19 protein-coding genes are annotated in these 17,259 nt (G+C 66.6%); 1 reads left to right on the top strand and 18 read right to left on the bottom strand.

What is annotated here, in order from left to right; all coding sequences use genetic code 11:
• Positions 1 to 6: 6 nt before the first annotated feature.
• The 14 genes from EYB42_RS05430 to ruvC form a co-directional block, all read right to left on the bottom strand.
• Positions 7 to 984, bottom strand: coding sequence for a magnesium transporter CorA family protein (locus EYB42_RS05430; RefSeq protein WP_135448853.1), 978 nt, complete (start codon positions 982 to 984; stop codon positions 7 to 9).
• A 94-nt stretch (positions 985 to 1,078) separates the two neighbouring features.
• The gene (gene ftsH / locus EYB42_RS05425; protein WP_135448852.1) at positions 1,079 to 3,007 is read right to left on the bottom strand and encodes an ATP-dependent zinc metalloprotease FtsH; all 1,929 of its coding nucleotides are present in this window, start codon (positions 3,005 to 3,007) and stop codon (positions 1,079 to 1,081) included.
• An 82-nt stretch (positions 3,008 to 3,089) separates the two neighbouring features.
• Positions 3,090 to 4,286 (bottom strand): tRNA lysidine(34) synthetase TilS, encoded by a 1,197-nt coding sequence (gene tilS, locus EYB42_RS05420; protein ID WP_240783987.1) that lies wholly within the window; start codon positions 4,284 to 4,286, stop codon positions 3,090 to 3,092.
• Entirely contained in the window at positions 4,277 to 5,107 is an 831-nt protein-coding gene (ybgF, locus tag EYB42_RS05415; protein WP_135448850.1) for a tol-pal system protein YbgF, read from the bottom strand. The genes tilS and ybgF overlap by 10 nt, the downstream gene beginning before the upstream one ends.
• A gap of 3 nt (positions 5,108 to 5,110) precedes the next feature.
• Entirely contained in the window at positions 5,111 to 5,638 is a 528-nt protein-coding gene (gene pal / locus EYB42_RS05410) for a peptidoglycan-associated lipoprotein Pal (RefSeq protein ID WP_135448849.1), read from the bottom strand.
• 82 nt (positions 5,639 to 5,720) lie between these two features.
• Positions 5,721 to 7,061, bottom strand: a complete 1,341-nt coding sequence (tolB, locus tag EYB42_RS05405) for a Tol-Pal system beta propeller repeat protein TolB (RefSeq protein WP_135448848.1) — start codon at positions 7,059 to 7,061, stop codon at positions 5,721 to 5,723.
• 99 nt (positions 7,062 to 7,160) lie between these two features.
• A complete protein-coding gene (locus EYB42_RS05400) occupies positions 7,161 to 8,291 on the bottom strand; it encodes a cell envelope biogenesis protein TolA (RefSeq protein ID WP_135448847.1) in 1,131 nt (376 codons plus the stop codon).
• 8 nt (positions 8,292 to 8,299) lie between these two features.
• The gene (tolR, locus tag EYB42_RS05395; RefSeq protein WP_135448846.1) at positions 8,300 to 8,806 is read right to left on the bottom strand and encodes a protein TolR; all 507 of its coding nucleotides are present in this window, start codon (positions 8,804 to 8,806) and stop codon (positions 8,300 to 8,302) included.
• 3 nt (positions 8,807 to 8,809) lie between these two features.
• Entirely contained in the window at positions 8,810 to 9,505 is a 696-nt protein-coding gene (tolQ, locus tag EYB42_RS05390; RefSeq protein WP_135448845.1) for a protein TolQ, read from the bottom strand.
• Positions 9,506 to 9,714: 209 nt separating this feature from the next.
• Positions 9,715 to 10,119 (bottom strand): tol-pal system-associated acyl-CoA thioesterase, encoded by a 405-nt coding sequence (ybgC, locus tag EYB42_RS05385; RefSeq protein WP_135448844.1) that lies wholly within the window; start codon positions 10,117 to 10,119, stop codon positions 9,715 to 9,717.
• Between the two features lie 28 nt (positions 10,120 to 10,147).
• The gene (locus EYB42_RS05380) at positions 10,148 to 10,768 is read right to left on the bottom strand and encodes a hypothetical protein (protein WP_135448843.1); all 621 of its coding nucleotides are present in this window, start codon (positions 10,766 to 10,768) and stop codon (positions 10,148 to 10,150) included.
• A 172-nt stretch (positions 10,769 to 10,940) separates the two neighbouring features.
• Positions 10,941 to 11,969, bottom strand: coding sequence for a Holliday junction branch migration DNA helicase RuvB (gene ruvB / locus EYB42_RS05375; protein WP_135448842.1), 1,029 nt, complete (start codon positions 11,967 to 11,969; stop codon positions 10,941 to 10,943).
• The gene (gene ruvA, locus EYB42_RS05370; RefSeq protein WP_135448841.1) at positions 11,966 to 12,640 is read right to left on the bottom strand and encodes a Holliday junction branch migration protein RuvA; all 675 of its coding nucleotides are present in this window, start codon (positions 12,638 to 12,640) and stop codon (positions 11,966 to 11,968) included. The genes ruvB and ruvA overlap by 4 nt, the downstream gene beginning before the upstream one ends.
• Positions 12,637 to 13,146 (bottom strand): crossover junction endodeoxyribonuclease RuvC, encoded by a 510-nt coding sequence (gene ruvC / locus EYB42_RS05365; protein ID WP_135448840.1) that lies wholly within the window; start codon positions 13,144 to 13,146, stop codon positions 12,637 to 12,639. The genes ruvA and ruvC overlap by 4 nt, the downstream gene beginning before the upstream one ends.
• Before the next feature lie 320 nt (positions 13,147 to 13,466).
• On the opposite strand from ruvC, the gene EYB42_RS05360 reads away from it, so the two are divergent.
• The gene (locus EYB42_RS05360) at positions 13,467 to 13,670 is read left to right on the top strand and encodes a DUF1127 domain-containing protein (RefSeq protein ID WP_135448839.1); all 204 of its coding nucleotides are present in this window, start codon (positions 13,467 to 13,469) and stop codon (positions 13,668 to 13,670) included.
• 112 nt (positions 13,671 to 13,782) lie between these two features.
• On the opposite strand, the gene EYB42_RS05355 is transcribed toward EYB42_RS05360, so the two are convergent.
• The 4 genes from EYB42_RS05355 to EYB42_RS05340 all read right to left on the bottom strand — a co-directional run bounded on the left by EYB42_RS05355 (position 13,783) and on the right by EYB42_RS05340 (position 17,137).
• The gene (locus tag EYB42_RS05355; protein ID WP_135448838.1) at positions 13,783 to 14,130 is read right to left on the bottom strand and encodes a hypothetical protein; all 348 of its coding nucleotides are present in this window, start codon (positions 14,128 to 14,130) and stop codon (positions 13,783 to 13,785) included.
• A 121-nt stretch (positions 14,131 to 14,251) separates the two neighbouring features.
• On the bottom strand, positions 14,252 to 15,124 hold the full coding sequence (locus tag EYB42_RS05350) for a 50S ribosomal protein L11 methyltransferase (protein WP_135448837.1): 873 nt from the start codon (positions 15,122 to 15,124) through the stop codon (positions 14,252 to 14,254).
• A 76-nt stretch (positions 15,125 to 15,200) separates the two neighbouring features.
• A complete protein-coding gene (gene msrA / locus EYB42_RS05345; RefSeq protein ID WP_135448836.1) occupies positions 15,201 to 15,854 on the bottom strand; it encodes a peptide-methionine (S)-S-oxide reductase MsrA in 654 nt (217 codons plus the stop codon).
• Positions 15,855 to 15,904: 50 nt separating this feature from the next.
• Positions 15,905 to 17,137: an MFS transporter gene (locus EYB42_RS05340; RefSeq protein ID WP_135448835.1), complete on the bottom strand. Its 1,233-nt coding sequence runs from the start codon at positions 17,135 to 17,137 to the stop codon at positions 15,905 to 15,907.
• Positions 17,138 to 17,259: the final 122 nt, after the last annotated feature.

Below are 17,259 nucleotides of genomic sequence, written 5' to 3'. Positions count from 1 at the left end.
CCTCTTCTACAGCCATTTCTTCCAGCGAAAGATCAGCCAGGGCACCAGTGCCGAAAGAACCATCAACCCCAGCGCCATCGGATAGCCCCAGGTCCAGGACAGTTCCGGCATGTGCTCGAAGTTCATCCCGTAGATGCTGGCAATCAGCGTCGGCGGCAGGAATACGAAGGCAACGACCGAAAAGATCTTTATCACGTCCGACTGACGGATGCTGATCACCCCCAGCGTCGCATCCAGCAGGAAGCGGACCTTCTCGGCCTGCGCGCCAACCACTTCGTGCAGGCTGCGGATGTCCTGCAACAGGGTCTTGGCCCGGGTGCGCGTCGCCTGCCCCATGCGCAACGGTGAATGCGCTTCCTTGTCCACCGTCAGATAGCCCACCAGCCGCACAAGAGTACCCAGGCTTTCACTTGCCTTGGCGTTCACGTCCTCGGCCAGACCGATCCTGCGCAGCAGGTCAGACAGGTCCTCGCCGTTCGCGGCACCCCGGTCGGGCGCGAACAGTTGCCGCGACAGACCATCAAGCCGCCGTGCCTCGGCCTCCAGGATGTCGGCCAGCCGGTCCACCACCGCCTCCAGCAATCCCAGCAACGCATCGACCCCGCATTTCAGCGGCGTGTCGTGCCGCGAGGCCCAGTCAGCGAAAGAGTCGAAAGACCCCGGATGATGGTAATGCACGCTGACCAGCCTGTCGGGCAGCACAACGAAGGTGACCGGGCCAATCTCGATTGCCCGGGCGGCATCGGTGGCCACCACCTGCGCCGTCAGGAACAGCGCCCCGTCCTCGCGGTAGATCCGGGACGAGACCTCGATCTCCTGCATGTCCTCGCGCGTGGGAATGTCGATGCCAAGGGCCGCTTCGACCGCATCCTCTTCCGCTACGGTCGGCGCTCTCAGGTCGATCCAGATGGCATCGCGCAGATGCTCGCGCGTCAGGTCCATTCGCACCAGCCGGTCTTCTGCTGTCCTGTGTGCCGCGATCACGCCCTTGCCTCCGTCTGCGGGTGGCACAGGGTAACGGCTGTCCCGCCCATGCAAAAGGCCCCGCCGAAGCGGGGCCTTACGTTGTCACATTCCGTCACAAGGGCGCTGGCTCGGGCTCGGGACCGGGCTTCGCGCCGCGGCCGCGCGTCTTGGGAATCGCCGCAACCGAGGCCCCGCCGCCACCGCTCGGCGCCGGCTTGTCGGCATCGTCGTCGCCACCCAGGGGCTCTCCGGCAATCACCTTGCGGATCTCGTCGCCGGTAAGCGTCTCATACTCCAGCAAACCCTTGGCCAGACGCTCGAAATCCTCGTGGCGCTCCAGCAGGATGCGCCGCGCGGTCTCGTAGCCCTCGTCGATCAGGGCCTTCACCTCGGCCTCGATCAGCTGCTTGGTCTGCGCGCTGACCGAGAAGCCTGCCGTGTTGCCCTGATAGCCCTCGTGCGCCTCCGAGTAATCGACATTGCCGATCTTGTCGGACATGCCCCAACGCATGACCATGGCGCGCGCCAGGCTCGAGGCCTGCTGGATGTCGCCCACGGGCCCAGAGGACACGCCCTCTTCGCCATACTTGATGATCTCGGCCGCCTTGCCCGCCATGGTCATGGCGATGCGCTGCTTCGCCTCGTCCTTGTGCATCTGAAGCCGGTCCATCTCGGGCAGGCTGACCACCATCCCCAAGGCGCCGCCGCGCGGGATGATCGTCGCCTTGTAGACGGGATCACACTTAGGCAGCGTCAGACCGACGATGGCATGGCCGGCCTCGTGATAGGCGGTCTTTTCCTTCTGGTCGTCGGTCAGCACCATCGACCGGCGCTCTGCGCCCATCATCACCTTGTCCTTGGCGCGCTCGAAATCATCCATCGTGACGAAACGGCGGCCGACCCGCGCGGCCATGAGCGCGGCCTCGTTCACCAGGTTCATCAGGTCGGCCCCCGAAAAGCCGGGCGAGCCGCGCGCGATCGTCCGCAGGTCCACATCCGGACCCAGCGGCACCTTGCGGGCATGGACCGACAGGATCTTCTCGCGTCCCTTGATATCGGGGTTCGGCACATGGATCTGCCGGTCGAACCTGCCAGGGCGCAGAAGCGCGGGGTCCAGCACGTCCTTGCGGTTGGTGGCTGCGACGATGATGACACCCTCATTCGCCTCGAACCCGTCCATTTCCACCAGAAGCTGGTTCAGCGTCTGCTCGCGTTCGTCGTTGCCGCCCCCGATGCCCACGCCCCTCGCGCGGCCCACGGCGTCGATCTCGTCAATGAAGACGATGCAGGGGGCGTTCTTCTTGGCCTGCTCGAACATGTCGCGCACACGGCTGGCGCCGACGCCTACGAACATCTCCACGAAGTCCGAGCCAGAGATGGTGAAGAACGGCACGCCCGCCTCGCCCGCGATAGCACGGGCCAGAAGCGTCTTGCCGGTGCCCGGAGGGCCGACCAGCAGCGCGCCCTTCGGGATCTTGCCGCCCAGGCGGCTGAACTTCTGCGGGTTGCGCAGGAATTCGACGATCTCCTCAAGCTCCTCCTTGGCCTCGTCGATGCCGGCCACGTCGTCGAAGGTGACGCGACCCTGCTTTTCCGTCAAAAGCTTCGCGCGCGACTTGCCAAAGCCCATCGCGCCGCCGCGTCCCCCGCCCTGCATCCGGTTCATGAAGAACAGCCATATGCCGATCAGCACGATGAAGGGCAGCCACAGCGACAGAAGCGACATGAAGCCCGACTGCGCCTGCGGTTCGGCGGTGACTTCCACGCCCTTGGCGATCAGGTCTCGGGTCAGCGTGTCGGTCAGGATCTCACCCTGCGGACGGATCGTGACATAGGTGTTGCCGTCCTTCGCGCGGACCACCACCCGCTCTCCGTCCAGCACGACGCTTGAAACCTGCCCGTCCTCCACGCGGTTGATGAATTCCGAATAGCTGAGCGACCGTGACGACATCGTGGCCGTGTTGCCGGAAAACAGCTGGAACAGCGCCATGACCAGGATCAGCAGAACGACCCAGAACGCTATGTTGCGTGCATTGCCCACAAGGCATCTCCTCAATTGTCCGCGGGGCCCGGAACGGGCGCGGACCGTCTTTGTGCCCAAGATAAGCTTTTGCCGCCCGTGTTCAATCGCAGAGTCCGAAAAGGCCCTCGGGTGCGTCAAGACGTGCCGACCAGCCGTTCGGCCAGCCCGCAAGCGGTGCGGAATGCAGCACGTCGCCACGCCAGACGGCCGGCGTCACCGCCAGCACCTCACGCGGCAGACCGGTCGCCCGCCAGCCGGGCACCTGCCGCAACCCTTCGCCGCCCAGGGAGCGCACCTCGCCCTCGGGGCCCGTCACCTGCCAACGCCCGTCCCAGACCTCACCCACGGCAACCGGCCTGCCCAGAACCCGTGCCTCGCGGCACAGCCAGCCCCGCGTGAAACGTACCCCGGCCAGTGTCGCCGCGCGCCCTGCCCGCATGGCGCCAGCGAAACGTGCCAGATCGGCCGCGCGGGGCGCGTAATCCGCTCCGTTCAGCCATCGCAGGGCGGCCACCAGCACCTGGCGCTGCACCTCCTCCGGCTCCTCCCAAAGCCCCAGCCCGACCTGCAAGGCCCCGGCCTCGACCCGCAGATGTGCGGCTGCCGCGCGCACCTGCACCGCCAGCGCCGCCTGCACCTGAGCCAGATGGCCCGCCACCCCCGCCAGACCCTCAGCCGTGATCCCGAGCGGCGCCAGAGCCGCCAGCACCGCCCGTGCCCTGACCCGCTGGAACCGGTTGTTCTCGTTGGTCGGATCGTCGATCCAGGCAATCCCTTGCGCTGAGAGCCAGTCGCGCAGCTCTGCGCGTCCTGCGTCCAGAAGGGGACGGTGGAAGGTGACCCCCTGCTCGGCCCAGATGCGCCGCATTCCCGACAGGCCGGCGATTCCCGCCTGCCGGGCAAGCCCCATCAGAAAGGTCTCGGCCTGATCGTCGCGGGTATGGCCAAGTGCGACATGGGCAATCCCTGCGCCCCGCGCCCAGTCGGCGATCAGTGCCATACGTGCGCGCCGCGCCGCATCCATCAGATTGCCCTGTATCTCACCATGCGTCCAGACCCGCACCTCATGGGCCACGCCAAGCGCCGTGCAATCACGCCCCACCGCTGCCGCCTCGGCGGCGCTTTCGGGGCGCAGGCCATGATCCACTGTCACCGCGCGCACCCTGAACCCCGCCCGCAGCGCCAGATGCAGAAGGGCGGTGGAATCCCCACCGCCCGACAGCGCAATGCCGATGGTCTGGCCCTCGGGCAACCGCTCGCGGATCAGCCCGATCAGCCGCTCCGTCCTTACCGGCACCCCAGCCCCTGCATTGCCACGCTGGCCTGCGAAGCCTGGATGCTGCCCGGAAACTCGATCCCGACCGCTGCAAGCGTCTGGCATCCGGCGTCGACCTGGCCCAGCGCGCCCAGCGCCTCGCCCAGCTTCAGCACCGAATCCGCGGCGAAGGTTCCGGTCGGGTTCGCGGTGTATGCGTCCAGGTAGGCCCGCGCGGCAGCCGAAGTCTCGCCCAGGCGGCTTAGCGCCTCGCCGCGCAGGAACATCGCCTCCTGAGTCAGCGGCCCGCCAGGATAGGATTGGGCAAAGGTCTCAAAGAGCGTTGCAGCACCGCGAAAGTCACCTTGACCGAGCACCTCCTTGGCCCGGTCGAAGTCCGCCTGTTCGCTGACGGCAAGCTCTGCCCCACCCGTTCCCGTGCTGACCCCGGGGTTCACCACGGCCGGTGCCGCCACCGCAGCGCCCGTGTCTCCCCCAAGGGTCGGCGTCGCGCCAAGGTTGCCCGGATCGCAGCCCGGCGTCACCTCGCACAGCCGGTATTCGATGTCACCGATCCGGTTGGTGCCATCCGCCACCACCCGGTTCACGCGCAGTTCCACCTCTTCGGCCCGTGCGGTCAGCCGGGCTAGCGTCGCCTCGATCGCGTCCATCCGCGACAGCGCATCACCGCCCGCTGCCCCGCTGGTCATCGCGCCGGTGGTCACCAGCTCGGCCTTGAGCGCGTTGAATTCGGCCGCGAGCATTGCCAGCTCCGCCCGGATGTCGGCCAACGTCTGCGTCCGGTCCTGGGCATGGCCCAGGACCGGCAGCAGCGAAAGGAACAGGACCAGAGCGAAGCGCATCGCTTACATGCCCGCCCCGGCCGACAGCACCGTGACGGCGCGGCGGTTCTGCGAATAGCAGGATTCGTCCGAACACACGGCAATCGGACGCTCCTTGCCGTAGCTGATCGTGCGCAGGCGGCTGGCCGGCACACCCTGGCTGATCAGGAAGTTCTGCACCGCCGCCGCGCGCCGCGCGCCCAGCGCCAGGTTGTATTCACGCGTGCCCTGTTCGTCGGCATGGCCCTCGATGATCGCGGCATAGCCGGTGTTGGTCAGCAGCCACTGTGCCTGCGCCGTCAGGATCTGCCTCGCTTCGGGGCTCAGCGTGGACTGGTCCACCGCGAACAGCACGCGGTCACCGACACGCTGGTTGAAATAGGCGATCGAGGACGGGTTGTTCGGATCACCCAGACCCGTGGTGTCGATCCCGCCCATGCCGCCCGGGCCGCCAGCGCCACCGGGGCCGCCGGAACCGTAACGGTCGGGGTTCTTGCAGGCGGCAAGTGCCAGCGCGGCGACAAGCAGCAGGGATTTCACGGCAAGGGTCATGGAGGTCATCCTTCTTGTTGGCTCGATTGTGGCCACAGTATCAGGTTTGCGCCGCCGTGGGAATCCGGCGGCGCGGCACGTTTCAGGGCAAAAGCGGCGACCAGGCCGGATCGCTGGCCGGGCCGTCGGTCGGGATTTGCTTCAGGTTCCGTCCGGTGATGTCCACCGACCACAGCGTGGCCTGCCCGCCTGCGCCGCTGGTTTCACGGGTGAACATGATCACCCGCCCGTTCGGCGCCCAGGTCGGGCCCTCGTCCAGGAAGCTGGCCGTCAGCAGGCGCTCTTCGCTGCCGTCGGTGCGCATCACGCCGATGTGGAAGCGGCCCTGATGCTGCTTGGTGAAGGCGATCAGGTCGCCGCGCGGCGACCAGACCGGGGTGCCATAGCGCCCCTGCCCGCCTGAAATCCGCACGCCTTCGCCGCCGCTGGCCGGCATGATGTAAAGCTGCGGCGTGCCTGTCCGGTCGGACTCGAACACGATGCGGCTGCCATCGGGGCTGAAGCTTGGCGCCGTCTCGATCGAGGGGGCATTCGTCAGCTGCCGCAAGGCGCCGCTGCCCACGTCCAGTGCATATATGTCGGTATTGCCACCGCGTTCCAGACTGAAGACGATGGTGCGCCCATCGGGGCTGAAGCGGGGGGCAAAGGTCATCGTGCCCGGCTGTTCTTCCAGCGTCTGGCGGCGCAGCGTGGCAACGTCCATCAGGGTGATCCGGGGGAAACCGGTCTCGTAGCTGGTGTAAAGGATGCGGTCACCGGTGGGCGAGAAACGCGGGGCCAGCACGATGCTGCTGCTGTCCGTCAGATACTGGACGTTCGCGCCATCGTAATCCATCACTGCCAGCCGCTTGAGCCGCTGGTTCTTCGGCCCCGACTCGCTGACGAACACCACCCGGCTGTCGAAATAGCCGCCCTCGCCTGTGATCTTGGAATAGACGACATCGGCAACCTTGTGCGCCATGCGCCGCCAGCCCTGGGTCGTGCCCGCAAATTGCAACGCCGCACCCTCCAGCGTGGTGCCGTTGAACACGTCATAGGCCCGGAACTTCACCGTGATCCGGTCGCCCGCGACCGAAACCGCGCCCGTCACCAGAACCTGGGCATTGATGGCCTTCCAGTCCTCGAAGGCGATCCCGCCGTCGAAACTGGTGATCCGGCTGATGTAGGCCTCTTCGCCGATGTTGCGGAAGAAGCCCGTCCCGGTCAGGTCGGAAATCACCACTCGCGTGATGTCGCGCGCATACTGCCCTGCGCCGCCCTCGTCGATGAAGGTGGGCACCGCGATCGGCATCGGCTCGATCACGCCGGGACCGATCACGATGCGCGGCGGTGCGTTCTGCGCCATGGCCGGGTCCGCGACCGGGGCCGCAAGGACCGTCACGCCAAGGACCAGCGCAAACAGGGTTCGGAAGGCAGTTCTCATGGGTGCTGTCATCGGCCTCATGCTCCGTTTCTCGTGTCGTTGCCCGCGATCATGCGGGAGAAGTGGGACGTCTGGGCGACATTTCAGTGCTTCTGACGATCATCTGAACCGCATCCCGTTGGCATCGAAGACCAGATCCAGCACGCGCCAGGTGTCGTACTTGTCCGGCGGCAGCGGTATGCCGCCTTCGCTGTGGGTCCGGTTCACCGCCCGCCGCGCGATCTGGAACAGGTTGTCGATCGCCGCCTGGTTCGGACCATTCGACTCGATGAGCTGGAAATCTGTGGGGCGACCGTCCGGCCCGAAGGTCACCCGGATCACCACCATGCTGCGCAGGACCTCGGTCGACGCAGCGCCAAGGTTCCAGCGCCGCGCGATGGCGCTGGAGATGTCGCCCATCTCGCCCCCGGTCAGCGGTGGCCCCTGGGGACGGTTCTGCCCGCCGGTGGGCGCCGGCGTCGGCGCCGGTTCCGAGGCCGCCTCGGCCAGGAGCGCCGCGATCGCATCCTCGGTTGCCTGGTTGTCGACCGGCTGTTCCTGCGGCGTCTCGCGCGGTGGCGCGGCGGCCGCCACCTCCGGCTCGGGCTGCGGGGGCGCAAGACGCTCGGGCTTGGCGCGAGGCCGGATCGAGGTGGTCATACCCGTCGCCGCCGTCTGGTCGCGATTCGCCTCGGTCAGCAGAACGTCGCCGGTTACCTCGGGCGCGGTTTCCTCGGCAGGGGTTTCCTGCACGACCTCGGCCTCGGCCGGCTGGTCGCTGACGGCGGGCGTCGGCGTGTCCGAAGTCGGCACCTCCGGCTGCACCTCGACCGGGCTTGGCGCCACGATCTCGGCCGCACGCGGCGCGGGCTGGATCTCGGTCGAGGGCGAGGGCAGCGGCTGCTCCACTTCAGCCTGCACGGCATCGCTGGGGGCAGGCTCTGGTTCCGGCTCTGGCACGGGTTCGGGCGCCGGCTGCGGGGCAGGCTCCGGGGCAGGCGGGGGTGCGGGTTCGGGCTCTGGCGCCGGCTGCGGATCGGGCCGTGCCTGCGGTCGCACCGGGGCCGGCTCTTCCACGGGATCTGGCGTCGCCGCTGCCTGAAGGGCCGCAAATTCGGCGCTGGTCAGGATCGAGACCTGCGTCGCAATGATCTCTTCGGCGGGTTTCGGCGCGAACAGCCAATCCCCGACCAGGACCCAGAGGATCACCCCTGCATGTCCGATCCCCGAATAGATCGTTCCCGTCTGCATCCCGCGCCCTAGCCGCCCGATCCCGCGTCGCCCGCAGCATCAGACGCGGCCCCGCCGCCAAAGCTTGGCCCCTGCGCGTCGGTCACCAGACCGATCTCGTTGAAGCCGCCCGCGTTCAGCGCCCCCATCACCTGCGCCACCCGTTCGTAGGGAATCGACCCGTCAGCCCGCAGGAACACCTTCTTCGAGGTCCGCTCGGCCGCGATCGCCCGCAGTTTCGGGATCATCTCGACATCGGCCACCTCGGTCGTCTGGATCGCTATGCGCCCGTCCGCCGTGATGGAGACGGTCAGCGGTTCCTCCTGTTCCGTCGGCAAGGCACCTGCAGCCGTCTTCGGCAGTTCCACAGGCACGCCTACCGTCAGCATCGGTGCTGCCACCATGAAGATGATCAGTAGAACCAACATCACATCCACAAAGGGCGTGACGTTGATCTCGCTCATCGCGGCCGACCGGCCGCGACGCCTGACGCGCCGGCCACCACCACCGGCCGATTTGATGACCCCGGCGCCCACGGCTCAGGAATCCAGCTGGCGCGACAGGATCGTCGCGAATTCGTCGGCAAAGCTTTCGTAGCCGCCCACGATCCGCTCGCTGTCGGCATTCAGCTTGTTGTAGAAAACCACCGCCGGAATCGCGGCCACCAGGCCGATGCCCGTGGCCAGAAGCGCCTCGGCGATACCCGGGGCCACCACGGCCAGGTTGGTGTTCTGGCTGATGGCGATCTGCTCGAAACTGTGCTTGATCCCCCAGACCGTCCCGAACAGGCCGATGAAGGGTGCGGTGGACCCCGTGGTGGCCAGGAAGCTGAGACCACGGTTCAGCTCTTCGCTTTCCCGCGCGATGGCCACGTTCATCGCCCGGTCGATCCGCGCCTGCGCACCTGCGATCAGCCCGCCGTCCTGCTTGTGGCTGCGGCGCCATTCCAGCATTCCGGCGGCGAAGATCTTTTCCGACTGGCCCTGCGGGTCTGGCCCGATCCTCTCGAACAGCTCGTCCAGCGGCTCGCCCGACCAGAAGGCCCGATCGAAAATCGTCGCCTCACCCCGCGCGCGGCGGAACTGGATGTGCTTCTGGATGATGATCGCCCAGGACCAGAAGGACATGATCAGCAAGGCGATCATGACCAGCTTCACCGTGAAGGTGGCACGGGCAAAGAGGGCGACCATGGAGAAATCGATCTCCTGCGCCATCGCAAGGGTGTTGGTGTCCATACGCCTGCTCTTGTTGATCGGGCCGTTTCCCAGCGCCGTTAGCCGAGTTTGTATCAAGATTGGAAGGGCTTTGCCAACACAATGGTGTGGGCAGCAAGGATTCGCCGCCCGGTGAGGGCGGATGCTGCTGGCCGGGTTTCCTGCTCGCGCGGCACAGGCGCCTCGGCGGCGAGGGGTGGCGCCATCAACGACGCCCCACCGTGTCCGGTTCAGTGCACCGGCCCCGCCAGCCTTGCCCGCACCTCAGCTGGCAGCCGCGCGGCATGGCCGTCCTCTGTCAGGCAGACCAGGGTGACCTGCGCCACGAACAGCCGCTCGCCTGCGCGCGTGATCAGCTGTTCCAGCCCGATCCTGGCCCCGCCCAGCGCGGTCAACGTGGTCTCGACAAGAAGATCGTCGCCGAAGCGGGCGGGACGCAGGAAATCTGCCTCAACCCGCCGCACGGCAAAGACGATCCCGTCGCGCGCCTTCAGCGCCATCTGGTCTACGCCCAGCGACGCCACCCATTCCGTCCGGGCACGCTCGATGAACTTCAGGTAGTTCGCATAATAGACGATGCCCGCGAGGTCGGTGTCTTCATAATAGACGCGGGTGCGGAACTGGTGCGGGGTCATGGGCTCTCCGAACGGCCTCGGGGCCAGCCTAGCCCAGCCGGCACCGCGCCGCCAGCCGCAGCGCATGGCTCGCGTCCCGCGCCACGGCGGGCAACACCGGATCATATCCCGCCCGGATCACCGCGCCGATCTCGGGCCGCAGGATCACCCTTTCCCCTACCCGTGCCAGCGGGGAACTGCCATCGAAAGCCCGATCCGACCAAAGCACGATCGTCTGCACCGCCTGGGCCAGCGCCAGGGTCTCAGCCGGCATCTCCGACAAGGCATCGTCCATCCGCAGAAAGACGAAGGCCGCCCTGATCGCGCCGCCCGCGTCAAAGCGGAAGATGCGATACTGGTTCGCCCCCGCCGCCTGCAGCCGCGCCACCAGCGCCGGCAGTTCCGGTACCAGCCGGCCAAGGTCGCGCACCTCCGGCAGCTCCGCCCAGTCGCGGAAGGCAAAGACCATCAGGTTCACCCCCAGTTCCGGGTCGGTCTCGGCCATCTTGTGCCCTGCCAGCGCCACTACCGCCTCGAAGGCCCCCTTGAAGACCGACAGACTCGCATCATCGACGCCGAACACCACGGGCACCACCGGCCGCCCCCAGCGCGCGAACAGATAGGCCCCGTCGCTGCGGGTGAACAATGCCTCTACCTCTGCCGGCTCCATGCCCCGCCTCCTTCGTATTCCCGGCTGCGGTAGCATCCGGCAGAGTTGCGACACAAGTCCTTGCTCCTTTCCATATACTCCGGGGGCATGGGGGTAAAACGCCCCATGCCCAAAGGAGAAGGGCGGCATCGCCCTCCGACGAGATGAAGGGCTTGCGCGGGACGCGCTCTGCTTATTTTCCTTCGAACAGATCCGCTTGGCCAGCCGCCTTGGGCGGCTGCAATCCCAGGTGCCGCCAGGCCTTCGCCCCCAGCAACCGCCCGCGCGGGGTGCGCAGGATGAGGCCCTGCTGCAAGAGGTAAGGCTCGATCACCTCCTCGATCGCATCCCTCGGTTCGCTCAGCGCCGCCGCGATCGTCTCCACCCCCACCGGCCCGCCGCCGTAATTCTCGGCCAGCAATGTCAGATAGCGCCGGTCTGCGCCATCCAGCCCCAGATTGTCCACCTGAAGCCGGGTCAGCGCCCGGTCGGCCAGTTCCCGCGTGATCCGCCCGCCGGCCTCGACCAGCGCGAAATCCGCCACACGGCGCAGAAGCCGCCCGGCGATCCGCGGCGTTCCCCGCGCGCGGCGGGCGATCTCGCGGCAACCCTCCGGGTCCGCCGTCAGGCCCATCAGCCGGGCACCCCGGGCGACGATCTCGTAAAGCTCGACCTCGGAATAGAATTCCAGCCGCGTCGGGATGCCGAACCGGTCGCGGAGCGGCGTGGTCAGCAGGCCCAGCCGCGTCGTCGCGCCGACCAGCGTGAAGGGTTGCAGGTCGATCCGCACCGTCCGGGCCGCCGGGCCCTCGCCGATCACCAGATCCAGCGCGAAATCCTCCAGCGCGGGATAAAGCACCTCCTCCACCACCGGGGACAGCCGATGGATTTCGTCGATGAACAGCACATCGCGCGGCTCCAGATTGGTCAGGATCGCCGCCAGATCCCCCGGTTTCGCCAGTACCGGCCCCGAGGTCATGCGGAACCCCACCCCCAGTTCCCGCGCCATGATCTGCGCCAGCGTCGTCTTGCCGAGGCCCGGGGGCCCGTGAAACAGCGTGTGGTCCATCGCCTCGCCGCGCATCCGGGCGCTTTCGATGAAGACTCTCAGGTTCGCCCGCGCCTCGGCCTGGCCGATGAAGTCGTCCAGCATCTGCGGCCGCAGCGCCTTGTCGGTATCCTCGGGTAGCCGGTCGGGTCGCAGCGTGGGGTCAGGGGTCATTTCGGCGCCAGAAGTTTCAGCGCGGCCCGGATCAAGGCCGCCGCGTCACCGTCGGGCAGGTCGCCCGCGACCGTCGCCACCGCCTGCGCCGCGTCGCCCTGCCCGTAGCCCAGGTTCACCAGCGCCGACAGTGCATCGGCCGAGGCCGTCGCGCGGCGCGAGGCCGCCTCATCCGTCCGTGCGGGCGTCTTCGGTGCGGGCGCGCTTTCCACAAGCACGACCTCTGCGGCACCGGCGTCAACCGACAGCCCCGCGCCCGAGGCCATGATGCCCGGCGCCTTGGCCTTCAGTTCCAGGATGATCCGCTGGGCAAGCTTCGGTCCGACCCCCGGCGCCGCCTGAACCGCCCGCGCGTCGCCCAGCGTGATTGCACGGCCAACGCCTTCCGCGCCCAGCGTGCCCAAAATGGCCATCGAGGCCTTCGCCCCCACCCCCTGCACCGTCATCAACAGCCGATGCCATTCCTTTTCCAGAAGCGTCGGAAAGCCGAAGAGCTGCAACAGATCCTCGCGCACCAGCAGATCGGTATAAAGGCTGACCGCCTCACCCACCCCCGGAAGGGCGGCCAGCGTGCGGTCGCTGACATGGACGATATAGCCCACCCCGCGCACGTCGATCAGCACATGGTCCGGCCCCCGCCAGTCCAGCCGGCCCGAGATCCGCCCGATCATTCGGCAGCCCTCAGCGCGGCAGCCAGGCGGCCCGACGACTGCAGATGATGCGCATGGCAGATCGCCACCGCCAGCGCATCGGCCGCATCCGGCCCCGCGACCTTCACGCCCGGCAGATGCAGCCGCACCATATGATCGACCTGCACCTTCGCCGCATGCCCTACGCCCACCACCGTCTTCTTCACTGCATTTGGCGCATATTCCCCGACGCTCAGCCCGAACTGAGCCGGTGCCAGTAGGGCGATCCCCCGCGCCTGGCCCAGCTTCAGCGTCGCCACCGCGTCCTTGTTGACGAAGGTATGTTCCACTGCCGCCGCCTCGGGCTGCCAGAGCCGCAGCACCTCGGTCAGCTGGGCATGCAGCGACAGCAGCCGCACCGCCAGTTCGCCATCACCGCCGTCGGAATGGCAGATCCCGTTGGCGACGTGGATCAGCCGCGAGCCTGCCACGTCGATCACACCCCACCCCAGGTTTCTAAGCCCCGGATCGATGCCGATGACCCGCATCTTGGTCCTGTCCCTTGCCTCGCCACAAGGGCTAGCACGAAAAGGGAACATCCGCCAACGGCTTTCCGTATCCTCTTCGCCGGTCGGATTGCGATTTTGCGCTTGCAGAATCCGACTTCCCGGCCCCGAAATGCGACACCAAGACCAGCCGAACGGATAACGCGCTGCTAAAAAAGAATAAATTTGGCGCCTAGTCATGCAGCAACTGCAACGCGGCCATGCTGCGCTGTTGCTTGTTTTGCACATGCAGCACGACTATCTGGCAAGTCGTGGAGGGCGAAGCCTCCAAAGTGAGCAGTTTGTAAACAAGGATGAATGCCATGGCCGCTGTCGAGACGACCCGCCCGGCGCCCTTTGGCGCCATCACCTCTTACCGTGCGATCAACGCCCTGTCGAACGTCGCCGCCGCCTTGCGGGCCTGGAACGACGCCCGCGTGACGCGCAAGGCGCTGAACAGGCTTTCCGATCGTGAACTGGACGATATCGGTCTTTGCCGCGGCGACATCGAGTTCATCGGTCGCTGAGGGCTGGAAGCTGGGGGCCCACGGCTGATGGGTCAGGATACGCAAGAGGCCGCATCGTCGATGCGGCCTTTTCATTTTGCATCACGCGATCCCTGCCTGGATCCCCGTCGGATCAGCGCGGCAGCAGGGTCTGCAGCTGTGTGGAAATCGCGACGGTCACTGGATCGGCGTGCATCAACCAGGCGCCGACCGGATCAAAACCGTTGCCCGCAGCAAGCGCGCTGACCCGGCTTTCATAGGTCTGGGCACCGATGTAATAATGGATGATGCCCTTCAGGCCGACCCCGACCAGAAGCGCCATCACCAGCGGGCGCAGGAACCGAAGGCTCCACGATCCGCGGCGCGACGAGGCCTTGCGGCCCAGTGTCCCCCTGGCTTCGAAACCGTAGCCCTTGGCATGCGCCTTCTCGATCCTGGCGACGCGGCTGTAGAATTCGTTAAGATTGGGATCTACCCACATGATCATACCCCAGAGTGACAGCTCTGCATTGGGCAAGGTTGGTAGATTTTTATGGCGAAATTACGGCGAGTTGCCGGATTGGCGGCCTTACCGGGCTGCACGCCGGGCATTGTCCGCGATCTCACAACCTCTGTAGCACAAGAGTGGACCATTCCCCGATATCGTTGCGGGATTCGAGACGAAGTCCGGCCTCGCTGTAAGCCTCGATGACCGATTCGGCCTGCACGACCAGCAGGCCAGAGAGAATCGCCCTGCCCGCATGCGCCAGATTGGCGGCAATTGCCGGCGCAAGTTCGATCAGCGGGCCCTTTAGGATATTGGCGAAGATCAGGTCATATGGCGCTTCGGCCTTCAGCCGGGGATGGTCCAGTCCCGCGGCCTCCAGGCATTCCACCCGGCCTTCCAGCGCATTGATGGCGACATTCGCCTCTGCCACGTCTACCGCCACCCGGTCGATGTCGCTGGCAAGGACAGCAGCCTCCGGCAACGTCGCCGCAGCCGCCATCGCCAGAACCGCCGTGCCGCAGCCGATGTCGGCGACCTTCGCGGGCCGCCATCCCTCGGCCAGCAACCGATCGAGCGCCAGCAGGCAGCCCAGAGTCGTGCCGTGGTGCCCCGTGCCAAAGGCGACCGTTGCTTCGATCTGCAAGGGCACCCTCCCGTGGGGCACCTTGTCTGCGTCATGGCTGCCGAACACGAAGAAGCGTCCGGCCTCGACGGGTGACAGTTCGCGGCGCACATGGGCCACCCAGTCCACTTCGGGCAGTTCCGACAGGGCGAATGGCTTGGCCCCGAAAGCGGTGGCCAGCACCTCGAGCATCACCTGATCCGGCGGTTCCAGGAAATAGGCGCCAACCTCCCACAGTCCGGAGCCGTCCTCGATTTCGAAAACGCCCACGCCGGTGGGTTCGGGCTCCATCCGCTCCATGGCCTCGGCCAAGGCTTGGGCGGCCTCTTCACCAGGCAGGGTGGTCAGGGCGGAATAGGTGGGCATCGGCGGCACTCCTTTTCCCCGCCCTTACGCCGACCGTGCCGGGCTGACAAGCGATCAGCGCCGCGGGGCGGCCCCTTCAGGCCGAAACGCCGGTACCGATCGGGCAGGCCACGCCGGTGCCGCCGACCCCGCAATAGCCGCCGGGGTTCTTCGCCAGATACTGCTGGTGATAGTCCTCGGCATAATAGAAGGTCGGCGCGGGCAGGATTTCGGTGGTGATCGGCCCCATTCCCGCCGCCTTCAGCGCCTTGCCATAGATCTCCTTCGAGGCCTTGGCGGCTGCCATCTGCGCGTCGCTGTAGCAATAGATGCCCGACCGGTAGGTCGAGCCCACGTCATTGCCCTGCCGCATGCCCTGGGTCGGGTCGTGGCCCTCCCAGAAGACCTTCAACAGGCCCTCGTAGGTGATAACCTTCGGATCGTAGATCAGCCGCACCACCTCGTTATGGCCGGTCAGCTGGGTACACGTCTCCTTGTAGGTGGGGTTCGGGGTGTAGCCGCCGGCATAGCCGACCATGGTCAGCCACACGCCCGGCGTCTGCCAGAACTTGCGTTCTCCCCCCCAGAAGCAGCCCATGCCGAACATGGCCTGTTCCATGCCCCCAGGCACCGGAGACTTCAGCGGGATGCCGGAGAGGAAATGCACCTCGGCCGTCGGGATCGGGTCGGTCCGTCCGGGCAGGGCCTTGTCGGGCGTGACCATTTCCACGGGCTTGCGGGTGAAGAACATGGCTGACCTCCGTTTGCGTGAATATAGGGCACCCTGCGGCCCGTGCCAGCCTACTCGGCCGGCAGCGGCAGGCCGCGCGACAGGATCGTCTCGTATCCCGGTGAGGGATGGCGCGGAATCAGGCAGATCAACCCGAAGGCCACCAGCGCCATCCCTGCGCCCAGCAGGAACACATGGTCGGGCGAGGTCGCCCAGAGATAGCCCAGCGCCGCCGGCAGGAAGACCGCCCCTATGTGGTTGATCGTGAAGGCCACCGCAGCGGTGGGCGCGATATCCTTCGGATCGGCGATCTTCTGGAAATAGGTCTTGAGAGAGAAGGACAGCGCGAAGAACAGCTGATCCAGGATGTAAAGCCCCCCGGCAATCACGATTCCCCAGCCGAACCAGTAGAGGCCCCCGTAGGCCAGGAACACCAGCGTGAGGCCGATGTATTCGAAGCCCATGACATTGCGCTCGCCAAACTTGCCCAGCGCGCGGCCCATGGACGGGGCGACCAGCATGTTGATCAGGTAGTTGGCCAACAGCAGCGCGGTCATCTCGCTGACCTTCATCCCGAAGCGTTCCACCATCATGAAGCCGGCAAAGACCACAAAGATCTGCCGCCGGGCCCCGGCCATGAACTGCAGCGCGTAATACAGCCAATAGCGCCGGCGCAGCACCATGTGCCGGTGCTGCGGATGGGGCGACTGGAACTGCGGATAGGCCAGCGCCGCGAACAGCACGATGGCCAGCGTCAGCCCGCCCGAGGCAAGATAGACCGTGTTGTAGTCCAGCCCCAGACGGTCCCACAGCACGACAATAGCGCCGTAGGCCGCCAGCGAGGCCCCGGCACCCACCGCGACGATCCGTCCCAGCACGATCGGAGCCCGGGCCTTGTCGATCCATTGCAGTTGCAACGACTGGTTGACCGTCTCGAAATAGTGAAACCCGATCGAGGACATCAGTGTGCAGACCAGCAGGCCTGTAAAGCTTGGGAACCAGGCCGTCACCGCCGTCGCCGCCCCCAGCAGACCAAGCGCCAGAAGTGCCAGCACCTGTTCGCGCATGACCAGCAGAACCAGGATCACCCCGATGGCCAGAAACCCCGGGATTTCTCGCACCGTATGCAGCCAGCCAATCTCCTTGCCCGAGAAGGATGCCACCTCGACGACAAAGTTGTTCAGCAGTGCCGACCAGGTAGCGAAACTCAGCGGCATCGCGGCCGCCATGAGGTAGAGCAGCGCCTCCGGCCGCCGCCAGGCAGGCAGGTGGCCGGTTTCCGAGCTGGGCATGAGGCGGGCCATGGGCCTGACTTAGCCAAACCGGGGGCCGAGGCAAAGGGCAAGGTTGTGCCGGGCACAATCCGCGGACCGCAGCTCCACCGATTTCTTCGCGGTAATCGGACCGGAGCCTTCAAAGGCTTCGG

Origin of the sequence: Tabrizicola caldifontis, from assembly GCF_004762095.1 — a bacterium.
Taxonomy (GTDB): domain Bacteria; phylum Pseudomonadota; class Alphaproteobacteria; order Rhodobacterales; family Rhodobacteraceae; genus Tabrizicola; species Tabrizicola caldifontis.
This window is presented reverse-complemented; position numbering and strand designations above follow the sequence as displayed.